Origin of the sequence: Shewanella oneidensis MR-1, assembly GCF_000146165.2 — a bacterium.
In the GTDB taxonomy this organism is placed as follows: domain Bacteria; phylum Pseudomonadota; class Gammaproteobacteria; order Enterobacterales; family Shewanellaceae; genus Shewanella; species Shewanella oneidensis.
In genome coordinates this window covers 73,055-87,482 of sequence record NC_004349.1, presented here as the reverse complement: position 1 = coordinate 87,482, position 14,428 = coordinate 73,055, and the positions used below count along the sequence as shown (strand labels likewise).

11 protein-coding genes and 1 pseudogene are annotated in these 14,428 nt (G+C 41.5%); 4 read left to right on the top strand and 8 right to left on the bottom strand.

All coding sequences use genetic code 11. The features are described from left to right. Positions 1-81 precede the first annotated feature (81 nt). The 3 genes from SO_RS22625 to SO_RS22615 form a co-directional block, all read right to left on the bottom strand. Complete coding sequence (locus SO_RS22625) at positions 82-420, bottom strand: SMI1/KNR4 family protein (RefSeq protein ID WP_164925949.1); 339 nt, start codon at positions 418-420, stop codon at positions 82-84. A gap of 98 nt (positions 421-518) precedes the next feature. Then, positions 519-2,159 (bottom strand): methyl-accepting chemotaxis protein, encoded by a 1,641-nt coding sequence (locus SO_RS22620; RefSeq protein ID WP_011074416.1) that lies wholly within the window; start codon positions 2,157-2,159, stop codon positions 519-521. 314 nt (positions 2,160-2,473) lie between these two features. Beyond that, positions 2,474-3,031, bottom strand: a complete 558-nt coding sequence (locus SO_RS22615; RefSeq protein WP_011074415.1) for an IS6-like element ISSod8 family transposase — start codon at positions 3,029-3,031, stop codon at positions 2,474-2,476. Positions 3,032-3,227: 196 nt separating this feature from the next. Between SO_RS22615 and SO_RS22610 the strand changes: the two genes are divergently transcribed. Further along, positions 3,228-3,374: a hypothetical protein gene (locus SO_RS22610; protein ID WP_164925942.1), complete on the top strand. Its 147-nt coding sequence runs from the start codon at positions 3,228-3,230 to the stop codon at positions 3,372-3,374. On the opposite strand, the gene SO_RS22605 is transcribed toward SO_RS22610, so the two are convergent. Then, on the bottom strand, positions 3,369-4,583 hold the full coding sequence (locus SO_RS22605; protein WP_011070548.1) for an IS4-like element ISSod3 family transposase: 1,215 nt from the start codon (positions 4,581-4,583) through the stop codon (positions 3,369-3,371). The two genes, SO_RS22610 and SO_RS22605, sit on opposite strands and share 6 nt — an antisense overlap. Before the next feature lie 108 nt (positions 4,584-4,691). Here SO_RS22605 and SO_RS22600 point away from each other — a divergent pair. Continuing rightward, positions 4,692-5,777, top strand: a pseudogene (locus SO_RS22600) (IS256-like element ISSod4 family transposase); the annotation flags it as partial. Positions 5,778-6,012: 235 nt separating this feature from the next. Next, on the top strand, positions 6,013-7,827 hold the full coding sequence (locus SO_RS22595) for an amidohydrolase (protein ID WP_011074413.1): 1,815 nt from the start codon (positions 6,013-6,015) through the stop codon (positions 7,825-7,827). A 209-nt stretch (positions 7,828-8,036) separates the two neighbouring features. On the opposite strand, the gene SO_RS22590 is transcribed toward SO_RS22595, so the two are convergent. Next, positions 8,037-9,770 carry an amidohydrolase gene (locus SO_RS22590; RefSeq protein WP_011074412.1) on the bottom strand — a complete coding sequence of 578 codons (1,734 nt, stop codon included), beginning with the start codon at positions 9,768-9,770 and terminating at the stop codon, positions 8,037-8,039. A gap of 278 nt (positions 9,771-10,048) precedes the next feature. Continuing rightward, the gene (locus SO_RS22585; protein WP_011074411.1) at positions 10,049-10,444 is read right to left on the bottom strand and encodes a potassium channel family protein; all 396 of its coding nucleotides are present in this window, start codon (positions 10,442-10,444) and stop codon (positions 10,049-10,051) included. A 543-nt stretch (positions 10,445-10,987) separates the two neighbouring features. On the opposite strand from SO_RS22585, the gene SO_RS22580 reads away from it, so the two are divergent. Next, a complete protein-coding gene (locus SO_RS22580; protein ID WP_011071076.1) occupies positions 10,988-11,746 on the top strand; it encodes an IS5-like element ISSod6 family transposase in 759 nt (252 codons plus the stop codon). A gap of 31 nt (positions 11,747-11,777) precedes the next feature. Here SO_RS22580 and SO_RS22575 read toward each other — a convergent pair whose 3' ends face one another. Together SO_RS22575 and SO_RS22570 are read right to left on the bottom strand one after the other, a co-directional pair. Then, entirely contained in the window at positions 11,778-12,872 is a 1,095-nt protein-coding gene (locus SO_RS22575) for a ParB family protein (protein ID WP_011074410.1), read from the bottom strand. Continuing rightward, positions 12,872-14,071: a ParA family protein gene (locus SO_RS22570; protein WP_011074409.1), complete on the bottom strand. Its 1,200-nt coding sequence runs from the start codon at positions 14,069-14,071 to the stop codon at positions 12,872-12,874. Before SO_RS22570 ends, SO_RS22575 begins: the two co-directional genes overlap by 1 nt. Between the last annotated feature and the right edge of the window lie 357 nt (positions 14,072-14,428).

Here is a 14,428-nt window from a genome sequence, read left to right as displayed (position 1 = left end):
ACTACACACCAACATACTAGATATTAGCGTAATGACAGACAAAAACGGAAAACATCATCAAACATTTCCGGCTTTTATTAATTACACATTAGAATCATCAACTATCGACTCAATAAATAACTGAAATGAACTCCATATACCAAAAATCTCAGCGTCTTCATGTAAGACATAAAAATACACTTTACCAAAATCAACTTTACTCAAAGAGATAGAATAGATGTCAGAGCCAGGATCATAAGCAAAAGATAACATTTCATACTTTCTGAAACTATCGGGCAATGACTCATCTTCAAAATCATTAAATGATTCAAGAATTTCAGATGTAGAAAAGAAAAATTTAATTGGATAAATGTTCTTATCATCATGTACAAATGATGATTGAGGCCTACAACCATGGTAGTGTTCATAATTCTGTGTCATTTCAGTAAAATATTCAAAAACAGGAATGACACAGAATTATGAACACTACCGTTATGGTTCGTTAAACCGATCTCAAGTTATTTAGGAAACAAAGTCGGTTAAATATGAAACTTCTTCACCATATCCTGTAACTGCGTGGCCAGATGACTTAAATCGTTACATGCCATTGCCATCTGTTTCGCGCCGGTTGCCACATCTTCGGAAGCCCCGCTAATATTTGCCACATTACGGTTTAGCTCTTCGCTTACGGCTCCCTGTTCTTCCGTTGCGGTAGCAATCTGAATATTCATTTGAGAAATACAACTCACTGAGCTGCTTATTTTAGCAATCGACTCACCAGCTTCTCTTGCCTTGCAAACAGTTTCTATCATCATCTCTTGGCTTTGTTGCATTGTTTCCTCTGCTTCATTGGCCCGTAGCTGTAATTCAGAAATGATACTATTGATGTGAGAGGTTGAGTCCTGTGTCCGTTTAGCTAGTGTTCGTACCTCATCAGCCACAACAGCAAACCCTCTACCTTGCTCGCCAGCCCTTGCAGCTTCAATGGCCGCATTCAATGCTAACAAGTTGGTTTGTTCTGCGATACCTTGGATCACCTCCAAGACCATCCCGATATTACGACTATCATCTCCTAATTTGCGGATCACTACAGCAGTTGCTTCTATTGCTCCGGCAACCTTATCAATTCGTACAATCGAGTCATTCACAGTTTCACTACCTTGTGTAGCGGTGTCACTTGCCTGTGTCGCTGCATTAGCGGCATCGTTGGTATTACGAGCGACGTCTTGCACAGTAGCCTGCATCTCATGCATTGCGGTTGCCAACTGGTTTAACTCATTTTGCTGAGTCTCCATATTGTTGGAAGAATGCAAAGCAACTGAACTGATCTCTTCCGCTGCGGAGCTAAGTTGTACTATAGAGTTAGAAACCTCGCTAACCAACATATGCAAGTTATCTTGCATCTCGTTAAAACTCTCTGCCAACTGACCAAACTCATCACGGGCAAACGCATTCATGTTGAGTTTATTCGTTAAGTTGCCAGCAGATACCTCATGAGTTTGTTTCAATAACCACATTATGGGGTTTTGGATCTGACGAATCAGCAAAAATGCCATAACCACCACAAAAAATATTGTACTAAAACCCACTATAATGCTGAGCATTTTGGCTGTTTTATAGGCATTCTCACTCTGTAATACCATCTCCTGTGCAGCGCGATCATTTTCATGTCGCAAATTCATCGTTTCTTCACCTGCTACCTCTAAAGTCTGTCTGGTCAATGTTTTGATCATTATATTTGCACTTGCCATATCTCCTTGGTCAATCGCAGAAACCAATGACGAGTGTGCAGAGAAATATTTTTCGGCAGCCTCGCCAAGTTTAATAAACAGTTGTTCATCTTGCTCAGACACAAAATTCAGTTTGGCATATTGTTGGGCGCCAGCTTCAAATTCGCTTTTGGCTGTCTCAAAGCGCTGTTTGCTAATCTCTATTGCTGCGGAATCGTGTGTCATCACGTCAATAACCATATTCAATTCGTTACGCCGTGCATCAAGCAAGGCAATATGCATTTGAGCGGACGAACGAATAGAAGGGATCAGATTCTCAGTAATTTTAGTTGTATTACTATGCAAACCAGCAAGTTGAACAACTGAAAACCAAGCTACCCCCAAAACAAGTAAAGAAAGAATAAAAAAAACAGAGATCAATCTCTGTGCTAAAGTCATGTTTTTAAACATAAAATCTCCAATTTAATATTTTGAAAATGGTGAAAACGGAATGGTAGTGTTCAAATTTCTGCGTGATAGTAAAGACCTTACGGGCCTTAAACTCACTGAAGCGGCATTGGTGACTTAAGCGGTTCTGTCGCAAACTGAGATCTTGCCGCTCCAAATTGAAGGGGCAGTATCCTTCAGATACAACTAGGCCGTTAAAGAATAAAATTGTTCCCACGGGGTCATCATTTGAGCCGTGTCCATTTGCCCCAACTTAATCATGGACCAAAGCTCAACGCCAGCCAGTGTTGACTCAGCCCCTTCCCAAGACTTCCAGCCTAGGCATTAATTTTACCCTTCACTTTTCGGTGGCTTTGCTCGACAATATTATTCAAATATTTAACGGTAAGCACCTCAATCATAAAGAGCATACATCCTGATAGCCACAGCCGAATGTTAACAGTATCTAACGCTGCAGCATTGGCGCCACTTTTATCAATAACCACCTTCTCAGGTAAGCCATGTTGATTGATAGCTTTAGTGAAAAAAGCGTGTGCGGCCTTCTCATCACGGGTTTCACTCAAGTAAAAATCAATCACCGCGCTGAATTTATCCACTGCACGATAATAGTAAGCCCACTGCCCCTTCATTTTTATGTAAGTTTCATCCATTCGCCACGAGCCAGATATTGGACGCTTTTTCTTCCTGAATATGGCTTCGAGCAGAGGTGCATATTTGATAACCCAGCGGTTCAGTGTTGAGTGGTCAAAATGAATGTTTCGCTCTGCGAACATTTCCTCAATTTCACGGTAACTAAGTTTATAGGCAAGGTAATATCGTAGCGCTTGCATGATGATATCAGATGGAAAATGTCTGCCAGAAAAATTGAGGGGCATGCAGTGGATGCTCCAAATTCATATCGAAAGATCATTCACTGTTAAACTCTTATTGTCAACTTTGCGACAGAACCTTGAATAGTCCAATGCTAAAATGGGCAAGTCGCAGAGGCGTTGGCAGGTGTGAAGGCGATGAGCAGGTAGTGTTCATAATTCTGTGTCATTTCAGTAAAATATTCAAAAACAGGAATGACACATGACCCAACCTTTTAACTTCGAACAAGCCCTTAAAGATCTGCAGTCAGGTAAAAGCCTCACAGGTAAAGACAGCATTCTTGGCCCACTGATCAAGCAACTCACTGAAGCGGCTCTCCAGGCTGAGCTCTGTAGGATCCCCTCATAATTCATAGCCCCAACAACCATGAGTTAATGAGAGTTGGGCTAGTTTCTTCGCAGCACAAAGCAAATCATCTGCTGATATGGGGTAGTCATGCCGTCGCCGCAGCAGTTCTTTGCCCATCCTGATTGTTGATAGCACATTCCTTTTCTTTACCGTGTTGGCTTGGAAGTGCCGCTGTAATTGCTGTGTTTCTCCGTATAATCCTACCCACCAAAATGCCAGTTGTACCAATAATGCTATCAATAGCAGTATGTCCATCCTCGCCGCATAACGTGTTCTGCTATGACGTAAACCAAAGCCATAAGCGGGGCTTTTTAAATCTCTAAAGGTTTCTTCTATTTGCATCCGTTTTTGGTAAATATTAACCAGTTTTTGAGGCGACATGGCTTCTATGGTCAAGTTGGTCACCAGTGCCCAAGGCTCTTTGGCGGTCAGTTCATACGTCCATTGCGCCGTATGGTGACAGTCTGTTGTCGTACTTCGCTGACCTTTTCTGCCTTTACTTGGAGCCCTGAACAATACCATCTCGCATAACAAGGGTTTCTTTACCGATAACGCCACTCGCCCAACATGTTTTGCGCGACGACTGGCTTTGGGATAAAGCGCTTTTAGCGAAAATTGGCGACCGAAGGGGTGCAGCCGATAGACACTTAATCCTCTGACACGACCCAGCCAATACCAACCGAGCTGCTCGACTTTTCGAAACCATGGATTACGGAAGCCCGCGTCAGTGACTATCAGCGGGGTAATATTGTCAGGTAACACTTTATGGAGTTCATTCAGAAACTGATTATGGGCAGTTTGTGTGCCTTGTAGTACTAACGGAAATGTTCGCTCGTAGAGCGTGATAGAGCGGCCCTTAATCGCAATAGAGGCGCGTAGTGCAATCAGTTCACGACCTTCACGCATATCAGACCAATCCACCAGTATGGTCGGCATCGTATGTGCTGTTAGCAGCCACTTTGCATGCCACTGATAAACAGCCAGTCTTTCATGGTGAAGGTGCGGGTTGCCCAATAATCTATCCATGCGTTTTATTGAGTGTTTAGTATGAGTGCTGGTGCCATCAATGTGCCGCCCTAAATGCGTGAGGGTGAGACAATCCGCGTTGATGAGGGCTTTGCAGGCGACCATGAGTGTATTCAGTCGCTTTTGATGGATTTCTGGACAATGTTGATAGAGAGATTGATGTAAGATAGTTAACACTTGCACCTTGATGCCCTGTGATTGATGTTTGTTCGCACTTCCATCTGATCACACTTCAAGGTGCAAGTTCACTCTAATTTAATGATTTATCTGAAAATCATCAGGGGATTCTTCAGGGCTGAGCTTGAGCAGCATTTAGCACATGATCCTCAGCCTAATCGTAAAAATGGCAAAACCCCTAAGACCATTAAGCATCCGTCCGGTAACTTTGAGTTAGACGCGCCTAGAGACCGCAATGGCACCTTTGAGCCTCAGTTGATTAAGAAAAATCAAACTACACTAACCGATGAAATCGAACGTAAAGTGTTGTCGATGTTCAGTATAGGTATGAGCTATCGCGATATTAATCAACATGTTGAAGATATGTATGGGCTCAATGTGTCTAACGCAACAGTCAGTGCTATCACTGACAAACTCATCCCCGAACTTAAAGCGTGGCAGCAGCGCCCATTAGATAGCCATTATCCTATCGTGTGGCTTGATGCGATACATTATAAAGTCAAAGAGGATGGGCGTTACGTCAGTAAAGCCGTTTACACATTGTTAGCGCTTAATATGAAAGGAAAAAAGGAAATTTTAGGGCTTCACTTATCCGAAAATGAAGGCGCTAATTACTGGCTATCCGTACTGACCGATCTGAATAATCGTGGTGTAAAAGATATTCTTATCGCCTGTGTTGACGGCTTGACCGGTTTCCCTGAGGCCATAGCCAGTATCTTCCCTCATACGGAAACACAGCTATGCGTTATCCACCAGATCCGCAACTCAATGAAGTATGTCGCCTCAAAAAATCAGAAAGCGTTTATGGCTGATTTAAAGCCTGTGTATCGAGCCGTGAGTAAAGAAGCCGCAGAGATGGCATTGGACGAACTGGAGGCCAAATGGGGTGATGCTTATCCGTTGGTAATCAACTCTTGGCGTCGCAAATGGCATAATTTGTCCCATTATTTTAAGTACCCAGAACATATCAGGAAAGTGATTTACACGACCAATGCGGTTGAGGCTGTACATCGCCAATTTAGAAAGCTCACCAAAACCAAAGGTGCATTTCCTAATGAAAATAGCTTGTTGAAGCTACTTTACGCAGGCATATTAAACGCCTCAGATAAATGGACTATGCCAATCCACAATTGGAGCCTTTGTTTATCTCAGTTAGCGATTTATTTTGAAGGACGTTTAGATAGCGTGCTAGAAATTTAAAAATTAGCCTGACACAGAATTTTGAACGCCCTCGATGAGCAACGTCATTAGATTGGGTATGCCCGTTCGCCAGCAAGTTGCTTAATCGACCAGAAGTCTTGGAACGATTACGTTCTATGAAATGATTTAATCAACAACGCCTTTATTACATACTAAAATGAATCTAACCATTATGTAATCACTTACAATAGTAACGCGTACAATCTTATAGTGAAGTATCACACGGAGCCACTCAATGAAGTTCATATCGTCAGTTGTTGTCTGTTTAAGCTTGAGTCCATTCGTTCATGCATCAAGCCCCCCAAAAACCGATGCCGAAACCATTTATATTGGCGGCAACATTGTGACAGTAACCGATTCAGCCCCTACAGCCGAGGCATTAGCAGTGAAGAATGGGCGAATTCTCGCCCTAGGCAAGACATCTGATTTATTGAAGCTAAAGGGTAGCAATACCCAAGTGGTCAATCTAAACGGTAAAACACTTATCCCAGGGTTTATAGATGGACACGGTCATGTATTCAACACAGGGATCCAAGCGCTATCAGCAAACCTACTCGCTCTTCCAGATGGGCACGTGAATGATATTGCCGCACTTCAACGGGAGTTAACGGTTTGGGCCAAGAAACCCGAAAATGCCAAGCACGGCATCATACTCGGATTTGGGTATGACGATTCGCAATTGGCTGAACAAAGACATCCAACGCGCCAAGAATTAGATGCAGTATCTAATGATATTCCCATTCTTATCATCCACCAATCAGGTCACTTAGCCACTTTAAATACCAAAGCATTGACGCTCGCAGGCTTTAACTCGAACAGTAAAGATCCTGAAGGAGGCAAAATTCGCCGAGAGGCCGATGGAAAAACCCCAAATGGCGTATTAGAGGAAACCGCATTTTTTGGCACTCTGCTGCCGCTATTTGCCAAATTAAATGAAACAGAAAATGAGGCCATTTTCAATGCAGGAATGAAGCTCTATGCTAGCTTTGGTTATACCACGGCTCAAGAAGGTCGAGCCTCAAGCTCCGCTGTAAAAACCATGTATAACCTAGCACAGCAACAAAAATTGCCGATTGATGTCGCCGCTTATCCTGATATTCAAACCGCGCAGGAAGTTATTGCTCCTCCCTATTTTTCTGCTCACTATAACAACGGGTTTCGTGTAGCGGGAGCCAAGTTAAATCTCGATGGTTCACCTCAAGGAAAGACTGCTTGGTTAACAAAACCTTACTTAATTCCCCCCGTAGGACAAGAGCCTGATTATAAAGGCTATCCGAGTATGAGTGATGAAAAAGCGGCAGAATATATTGCCTTAGCTCAAAGTAAAGGCTGGCAATTACTCACCCATGTCAATGGCGATGCCGCGATAGATCAACTACTAAAAGGGATTGAAGCTAGCGAGAAAATATATGGGAAACCCGATCGGGGTTTTGTCGCTATTCATGCACAAACGGCACGTCAAGATCAGATTGAGCGCTTTAAGCGTCTCGGCGTATTCCCTTCTTTCTTTCCCATGCATACCTTCTACTGGGGCGATTGGCATATGGACTCGGTATTAGGTAAAGAAAGGGCCCAAAATATTTCCCCCACGGGTTGGGCAAGAGAGTTAGGCATGATTTACACCTCTCACCATGACTCTCCAGTTGCACTTCCAAATTCAATGCGTGTTTACTCTGCAACGGTAAATCGTATCAGTCGAACAGGGCGAGTATTAGGCCCAGCGCAAAAAGCATCACCATTGGAGGGCTTAAAATCTCAAACCATTTGGGCGGCCACCCAGTATAAAGAGGAAGAGAGTAAAGGCTCACTGGAAGTAGGCAAACTGGCAGATTTGGTAATTTTATCTGATAACCCACTAACAATACCCGCAGAAAAACTGGCTGATATTCAGATAATTGAAACGATTAAAGAAGGCAAAACGGTATACAAACGAAATGAACAACAAACAAGTGACAAGGTTAACCATGGTGGTTGTATTGACTCTCCTCGTTGCCAAGCTGTAGCCACAACAGCAATGGTCGCTGCAGGAGTCTTACATCATTCTCATTAGCCGTTACGAAAGTGGAACCTTTAGACCGGAAGATCTTTTCCGAGTCTAAGGGTTTCATCTTATTATTGGCAATTAACATTACCGTTAAATGTTATAAGCTTCCCCGCTCTGGCAACTCATTGGTTTTCGTTCCCCGCCTAAAGCGAGTAAGCTAATCAGTCTGTCTTAGAGTGATTCAACGTTAAGCACGGTAAGATAATTGTTCAGGCTCATTTCTTCGCCTGGTGCACTTTTCCCCTAAACACTGTCCCCCACACCTTAATATCACGAAGTCCTTTCATACCGACTTCATAGGGATCTTTATCGAGTACAGCAAAATCGGCCAACTTGCCAGCTTCGATACTGCCTACCTCATTTTCCATCCCAATCATGTAGGCTGCATCAATTGTAATGGCACGAATGGCCTGATCGAGAGTCAATCGCTCGGAGGGGGAAAAAACCTTACCTGACAATGTTTCCCGCGACATAGCGGTCCAAGCAAGAAATAGTGGCTCTGCAGGTGCCATAGGGAAATCAGAGTGTAGCGCTACGGGCACATTACGGCTAGCCAAACCGCCCAAAGGCGCAATACGAGCCGCGCGATCGAAACCAAGTCCATTTTCAGCATACCGATCACCCAAATCAAAAAGGTAGAAGGGATTAGCTGAAACCTGAGCGTCTAATTTTGCGATTCGGCGTGAAGTACCATCATCAGCGTAACCATAATGTTCAACAGTGAAACGATGATCGGCTCGTGGTTTATCATTTTCCAATTCTTGCAAAGTATCGAGAACCATCTTCGCACCGCCGTCGCCATTAGTATGAACATGGATTTGATAACCAGCATTCCAGTAGCTGCGAGCAAATTCGACAAAGGATGAGGGTTGGGTTATCCACTCACCTTTGTGACCGTCGATATAACCTGGGGCATTAATTTGCATTGCTTGCGAAAACATCGCGCCATCAGCAAATAGTTTAATACCACCATTGAAAACCAGGTTGTCAGTATTATGTTGTTTCATTTGGTTGACTAATGTCATTGCCGCTTCCGGACTTTTTAAAGCAGCAGCCAGTTTCATAACATCAGGTGTCAGCCGAACTCTGATAGGAGATTCGGGCGTATCTAAGTTACGTTTCAGGGCAGATATTTCGAGCTCCCAATTTGTGCCGCCGGTATTCATATCCGCGACCGTTGTTACCCCGTTGTAAGTCAGATAGTCACGCGTTTTTAAATACCCCGGATCGGCCGCGTTGGGATCGAGTAGGAAACTAGACATAAAGGGCAGCACAACACTGAACAAACCATCTTCCCAAAAGTGGTTCTTACTCCAATCAATTTGTAAGTGGTCTTTAAATTTATTTGGGTTCAATCCCTTAGTCTTTAGTAACGTTAAAAGAGGTGTGTTGATATAAGCTTCATGCAATGAACGTTGCAATACAAGAATGGGAACATCCTTAGAGATGTCATCTAATAGTCTGCCTGACAACTCCCCATGCGTATCAGAGCTGAAGCCCCAAGTCATAAAAATTGGAGCATTTGGGTCGCGAGAGTCAAACGCTTTTTTGAGGGTCGCACGATACGCTTTTTCACCTATGGTTGCAGGTGTCTTATGACCCATGACATTCCAAGGTTCAGGGGTAATCCATACGGTTTGGAAGGCAATTGCACCAAGCATCGGATGCATATGTGGATCGATAAAACCAGGCAATATAACATTCTCTTTGAACTGGTCATTGATGGTGTACATGCTACCTTTTAGCCAGGGCGCAAGATCTTGCAGTGAACCAACCCCAAGTATCATCCCATCTCGAACAGCAATTGCAGTTGCAGTCGGTTGAGTTGGATCCATAGTGACGATCTTTTTCGCAGTAAAGACCGTAATTGATTTTCCCTGTTCCTGTGCAGTAGCAGGAACGGCTATAAATAAAGCTATTAGTAAATTAACTACGGCGCTAGTTTTCATATCAGTTAACCTTTTGAAAATATAGTACTTTACGAGGTAAGTTTAGCTAACCATGTTAAAACATTAACATTTTTCTTCCTGTTCACTATCAAGCTTCAATAGTGGATAACACCTTAACGCGACTGATACAAAGTGGCTAGAGAGTAAATTGAGTGCAAATCAAACTAATTACCCACAACAAGACAAATCGACATTCTATACAAGGAGACGACATAAAGACTTGTTGTTAAACGCTTAATGTCTAACTCATTTACCTTTGTTGTGAGATATCGACGCTTTTAGGTGTTGCTTTGGGTGTGTTTTTTAACTTCCTCATTATCCTTTCTAAGCTTTCTATCAAACAATTTTTGTTTTTTTTGATTCAATGTCATTACAACTATTTTTGTATTTAATGATACAAAAATACCAATACTTAGAAAGGAAAAAATGATGGTAAATATTTTAGACATGTCAGTTGTTGGTACTAAATCACCATAGCCGATTGTTGACATGGTCATTACTGAAAAATACAGTGCGTCAACTTTACTCCACCCCTCAACACTTGAATAGAAAAGAGTTGAACCAATTAGTATTGTAACGAGTAAAAACAATAAAATACGGAAATCCTGATCATTTTTCACTCCAACAACAATAGCTTTTAATAACTTGAAAATATTAATAAAAAAACTGAACATAATCCCTCTATTGTGGTATTTACGCTGATAGTAAAGATGACGGTTCATTCGTATCAAAATAAATCAGACGACCAATACAAAATATAAAAAATCGTATAATTTACTTTCATCATTTATCCAAACAGCAGTGGTAAAAGTCTTAACGTAAGTGGTGAAAGCGAGCTAAAGCTGGGCAAAAGTGCGTTAGCTAGAAACTAACGAGAAATGGCAGCGTTCGGCGCTAAAACCAGACTATAGTCTATCTTAGGGTAAAGCAACGATGATGAAATCTATAGCCAATGATTAAACTAAAGAGCCGAATTTACCTGTTCAAGTTGCGTTTTATTGAACAAGCAATTAAAAACTTCAGTTCATCTTTATACTGTATATAATTTATTTTCGGTAAAAGCTGATATTAGTAATAATATCAGCTTCATAATCAGCACTAATCTATGTTTTTTGGGCAGAAGTGACTAGGGTCTGTTGATCTTTCGAGAGTGATTTTTAGACAGCATGCCAAGACGTTATAATTTGCTTCGCCAAAAGTAACCATAACCTCAAGCCATGCCAAGACTTATGCTAACCGATGCACGCTGGGAAAAGCTATTTCATTTAATGAAAAGCACAGGCCGTGTTTATGACAAACCTGAACATAGACAAACATTCGAAGGTATTCTTTACCGCCTTAGAACAGGTATCCCTTGGCGAGATTTACCTAAAGAGTTCGGTCATTGGAGCACGGTCTTTAGACGGTTTCATTTATGGTCTAAGAAAGGCGTTCTAGCACATTTATTCAAGGCCTTAGCCAACCTTGCTGATATAGAATGGGTCTTTATTGATGGCTCGATAGTGCGAGCTCACCAGCACAGTGCAGGTGCAGCGACGCTAAGTAATGAGAGTATTGGTAAAAGTCGAGGCGGTAATTCAACCAAAATTCACTTAGCCGTCGACAGCGGAGGATTACCGATTTATTTCGAATTATCAGAAGGCCAAAAACACGATATTACACACGCCCCCAGCTTAATTGAGCACCTGAAGCAGGTTGATACCGTCATTGCAGATAAAGGTTATGACAGCGATGCTTTTCGTGAACTTATCGCCAATAAAGGCGGGAAATCTGTTATTCCAAGGCGCCGCTATAAGAATACACCTCAAGAAAGAGTCGATTGGTGCTTATATCGGTATCGACATTTAGTGGAGAATGCTTTTGGAAGAATAAAACACTATCGAGCAATATCAACAAGATATGACAAGCTAGCAAGAAATTACGCCAGTATGGTGTCACTGGCGTTTATGTTAATGTGGCTGCCGATGTATTGCTGAAGAACATTTGTACAGCAAAGATCAACAGACCCTAATCAACTGTAGTGTTAAATTTATTTTTTTTCAAAACATCTACAATTGCAATATCTAATTGTTTTTGAATATCTAGAGACAATCGACCAAATTCATAAGCGAAGTTGCGCCCTTTAATACGCTTTCTTGCGTAAATGCCTGAGCTATCAAATGTCGCAAGATTGGTAACACTAACCAGTGCTTTACTCTTCATATCCTTAGCGATCTGAAGTTCTGATTTCATCGCTTTGATGATAGCTGATTTACGCTCTGCCCTTGAATATTCAACCTGAATAATGACAATTTTCTGAGTCAAATCATTGATAAACTCTATTAATTCATCTTCAAATTCATATACTTCCATAACTTTATTCAGCAAGGCGTAGTCAGTATGTGACAAGTCACTAGCCACAGGAAAAAGCTTCACCAAACGTTCATCCACCTTAGCGGCTTTTAAAGCTTTACTCACACCAGCCTGACTCATTCCAAGTTGAGCGGCTACTTCAGCCTGTGTAATCTTAGGATTCGCTTTTTCCAACGATAAGCATTGTTGGCCTATTTCACGTAAGTTATGTTCTTTTGCGGTTTGGAGCTGCTTAGCTAATGCTTTAGCGTCTGAAAGTGAAATATCATCTTTAGTTACCAATATGCGAAAGATATCAACTTTACCATTTTGCAATAAAAACCAAGCTCGGCGTCGAGAACCATCTAGCACATCGAGTTTACCATTCACTTCTCTAGCGACAGCAGGGTAAAATTGCTGGAAGGCTAATGAATCAAGATCTTGTAGAGAATCAGCATTTAATAATGCCTGGTCACGCCCGTTAACATCAAACGTTACATAGGTACTATCGCGAACTTGTTCATATGATAATGTTGCTTCGGTAAATGTAGCGGTAGCACCCGAAGCTAATTGCCATAGGAAGCTATTACCTACAGATTCAAGACCAAATAGATTTTTAAGAGATAACGTTACATCGTCACTTACTTTCTGAATTTCAGTTGTTATTTGCCGTTTTAAAGACTCAATATTAGCTTTCGCTGCATTTTTTTGTGCTTCTTCGGCACCAACAGCGTTGCCTAGAGGGCTCATTGCGCCACGTTTTTTAGCCATTATGCTTGCTCCTGTTCACGCCATACGTTCACAATATCTCTTAGGACTTGACTGGTTACTTCATAACAATTTTGCTGTGCACTTTGGAAAGTGGCTTTACTTTTAGGGTATTCGCTTTTAGACATATCAAATACGGTTGAAAGTAACGAAGATGACTGGCGGATAGCTTCACTATGTTTAAATTCATTTGAGTACATATAAGGCGCAAAATGATCGTATAAGGTATTCATTAGATCGGTTGTTGTAGCGCTATCACGATGATTTGTAATTAAAATCTTCATAAAATCATAACCACGATGATTAGCATTAGCCAATAAAGCCCACACTTGAGGGATATAACTAAAATAGGAACAAGTAGCATCAATGTCGTTTTCGGTGATGGACAACGGGAAAACTACACTGGTTGCGGCAAAATATGCATTATAAGTTGCATAACCTAGTGAGGGAGGGGTATCTATAATGATGATATCAAATTCATCTTGAACAGCATTGATAATCGTGTTCAAAAGAGAGTAAGGAGACGTTAACTTTTGACCAAATACTTGTTCATGAAACCAACCTTCAATAGCTCTATCACTTTGTGATGCCGGCAAAATACGGAGATTAGGTATAGTTGTAGGTAAGAATGCGTTTGAAACGACTTGTTCAAGTGTCTCACCTTCATCAAGATCAAAATTGTTCATCATGAGATCGCCTACAGATAAACAACCTTCTAGATCCGCTTCTGGAGCGTAATACATGGATAAGGTAGCTTGACCATCCATATCAATAAGCCCTACTCGATACTCTTGATGAAACTCTGTAGCCAAGCCTGAAGCGATTGTTGCAGCAGAAACGGTTTTACCAACACCACCTTTTTGATTTTGTATAACAATAACCTGCATTTTTTGGTTATCACTGCGCTTAAATTTAGATGCTTTACGCAAGTTTTCTGGCAGCAAATCTCTTAACTGATACATTTCTTCGATGTTGATTAGCCATTGAGAATCTTCATGCCGCCTTGGATCAAAATCCGCTGTAGCTACATATTTATCAAGTGTTTTTGCGTCAATGTCCAAATAGGTAAAGGCTTCCGCACGCGTAAATTTTCGCAAATCTTTCCGATGATTAGACAATAATCGTTGGTTACGACGCTTAATATAAGCATCAGCCCCTATTTTAAGCACTTGAAAAGTCTCTGTAGTCTGCATGCTATCCATTAAATCCTCCTTAAATGATCAAATACAAGTGTATACCTTAATATTTAAGGTGTACATAAATATTCAATGGAACCCCTATTTTAAAGGTAAAAGTATGCGAATTTGGTCAGACTGCTAATGTGGCCAAACAACGAAATACGGAAGTTGAGGGTATTGAAATGAGAAATGATGGATAAAAATACGGCCAATGATGATGATCAAGATCATCACAGACCAGTGCCACAATCTAGGATAAAGGTAACTAAACTTATATCACAATTTCAGTATGGTGGTTGAACCACAAACCACCGAAATTTCCGTCTTGGTGCAATTGGCAGATGAGCTAAAGTGTTCGTTCAACGATTTTCTCGGGTATGC

Excerpts from the sequence above, each read along its gene's own strand:
- SO_RS22575 (WP_011074410.1), bottom strand. The coding sequence starts at position 12,872 with ATGGCTAAAAAACGTGGCGCAATGAGCCCTCTAGGCAACGCTGTTGGT.
- SO_RS22615 (WP_011074415.1), bottom strand. The coding sequence starts at position 3,031 with ATGCCCCTCAATTTTTCTGGCAGACATTTTCCATCTGATATCATCATG.
- SO_RS22625 (WP_164925949.1), bottom strand. The coding sequence starts at position 420 with ATGACACAGAATTATGAACACTACCATGGTTGTAGGCCTCAATCATCA.
- SO_RS22620 (WP_011074416.1), bottom strand. The coding sequence starts at position 2,159 with ATGTTTAAAAACATGACTTTAGCACAGAGATTGATCTCTGTTTTTTTT.
- SO_RS22610 (WP_164925942.1), top strand. The coding sequence starts at position 3,228 with ATGACCCAACCTTTTAACTTCGAACAAGCCCTTAAAGATCTGCAGTCA.
- SO_RS22570 (WP_011074409.1), bottom strand. The coding sequence starts at position 14,071 with ATGGATAGCATGCAGACTACAGAGACTTTTCAAGTGCTTAAAATAGGG.
- SO_RS22585 (WP_011074411.1), bottom strand. The coding sequence starts at position 10,444 with ATGTTCAGTTTTTTTATTAATATTTTCAAGTTATTAAAAGCTATTGTT.
- SO_RS22580 (WP_011071076.1), top strand. The coding sequence starts at position 10,988 with ATGCCAAGACTTATGCTAACCGATGCACGCTGGGAAAAGCTATTTCAT.
- SO_RS22595 (WP_011074413.1), top strand. The coding sequence starts at position 6,013 with ATGAAGTTCATATCGTCAGTTGTTGTCTGTTTAAGCTTGAGTCCATTC.
- SO_RS22590 (WP_011074412.1), bottom strand. The coding sequence starts at position 9,770 with ATGAAAACTAGCGCCGTAGTTAATTTACTAATAGCTTTATTTATAGCC.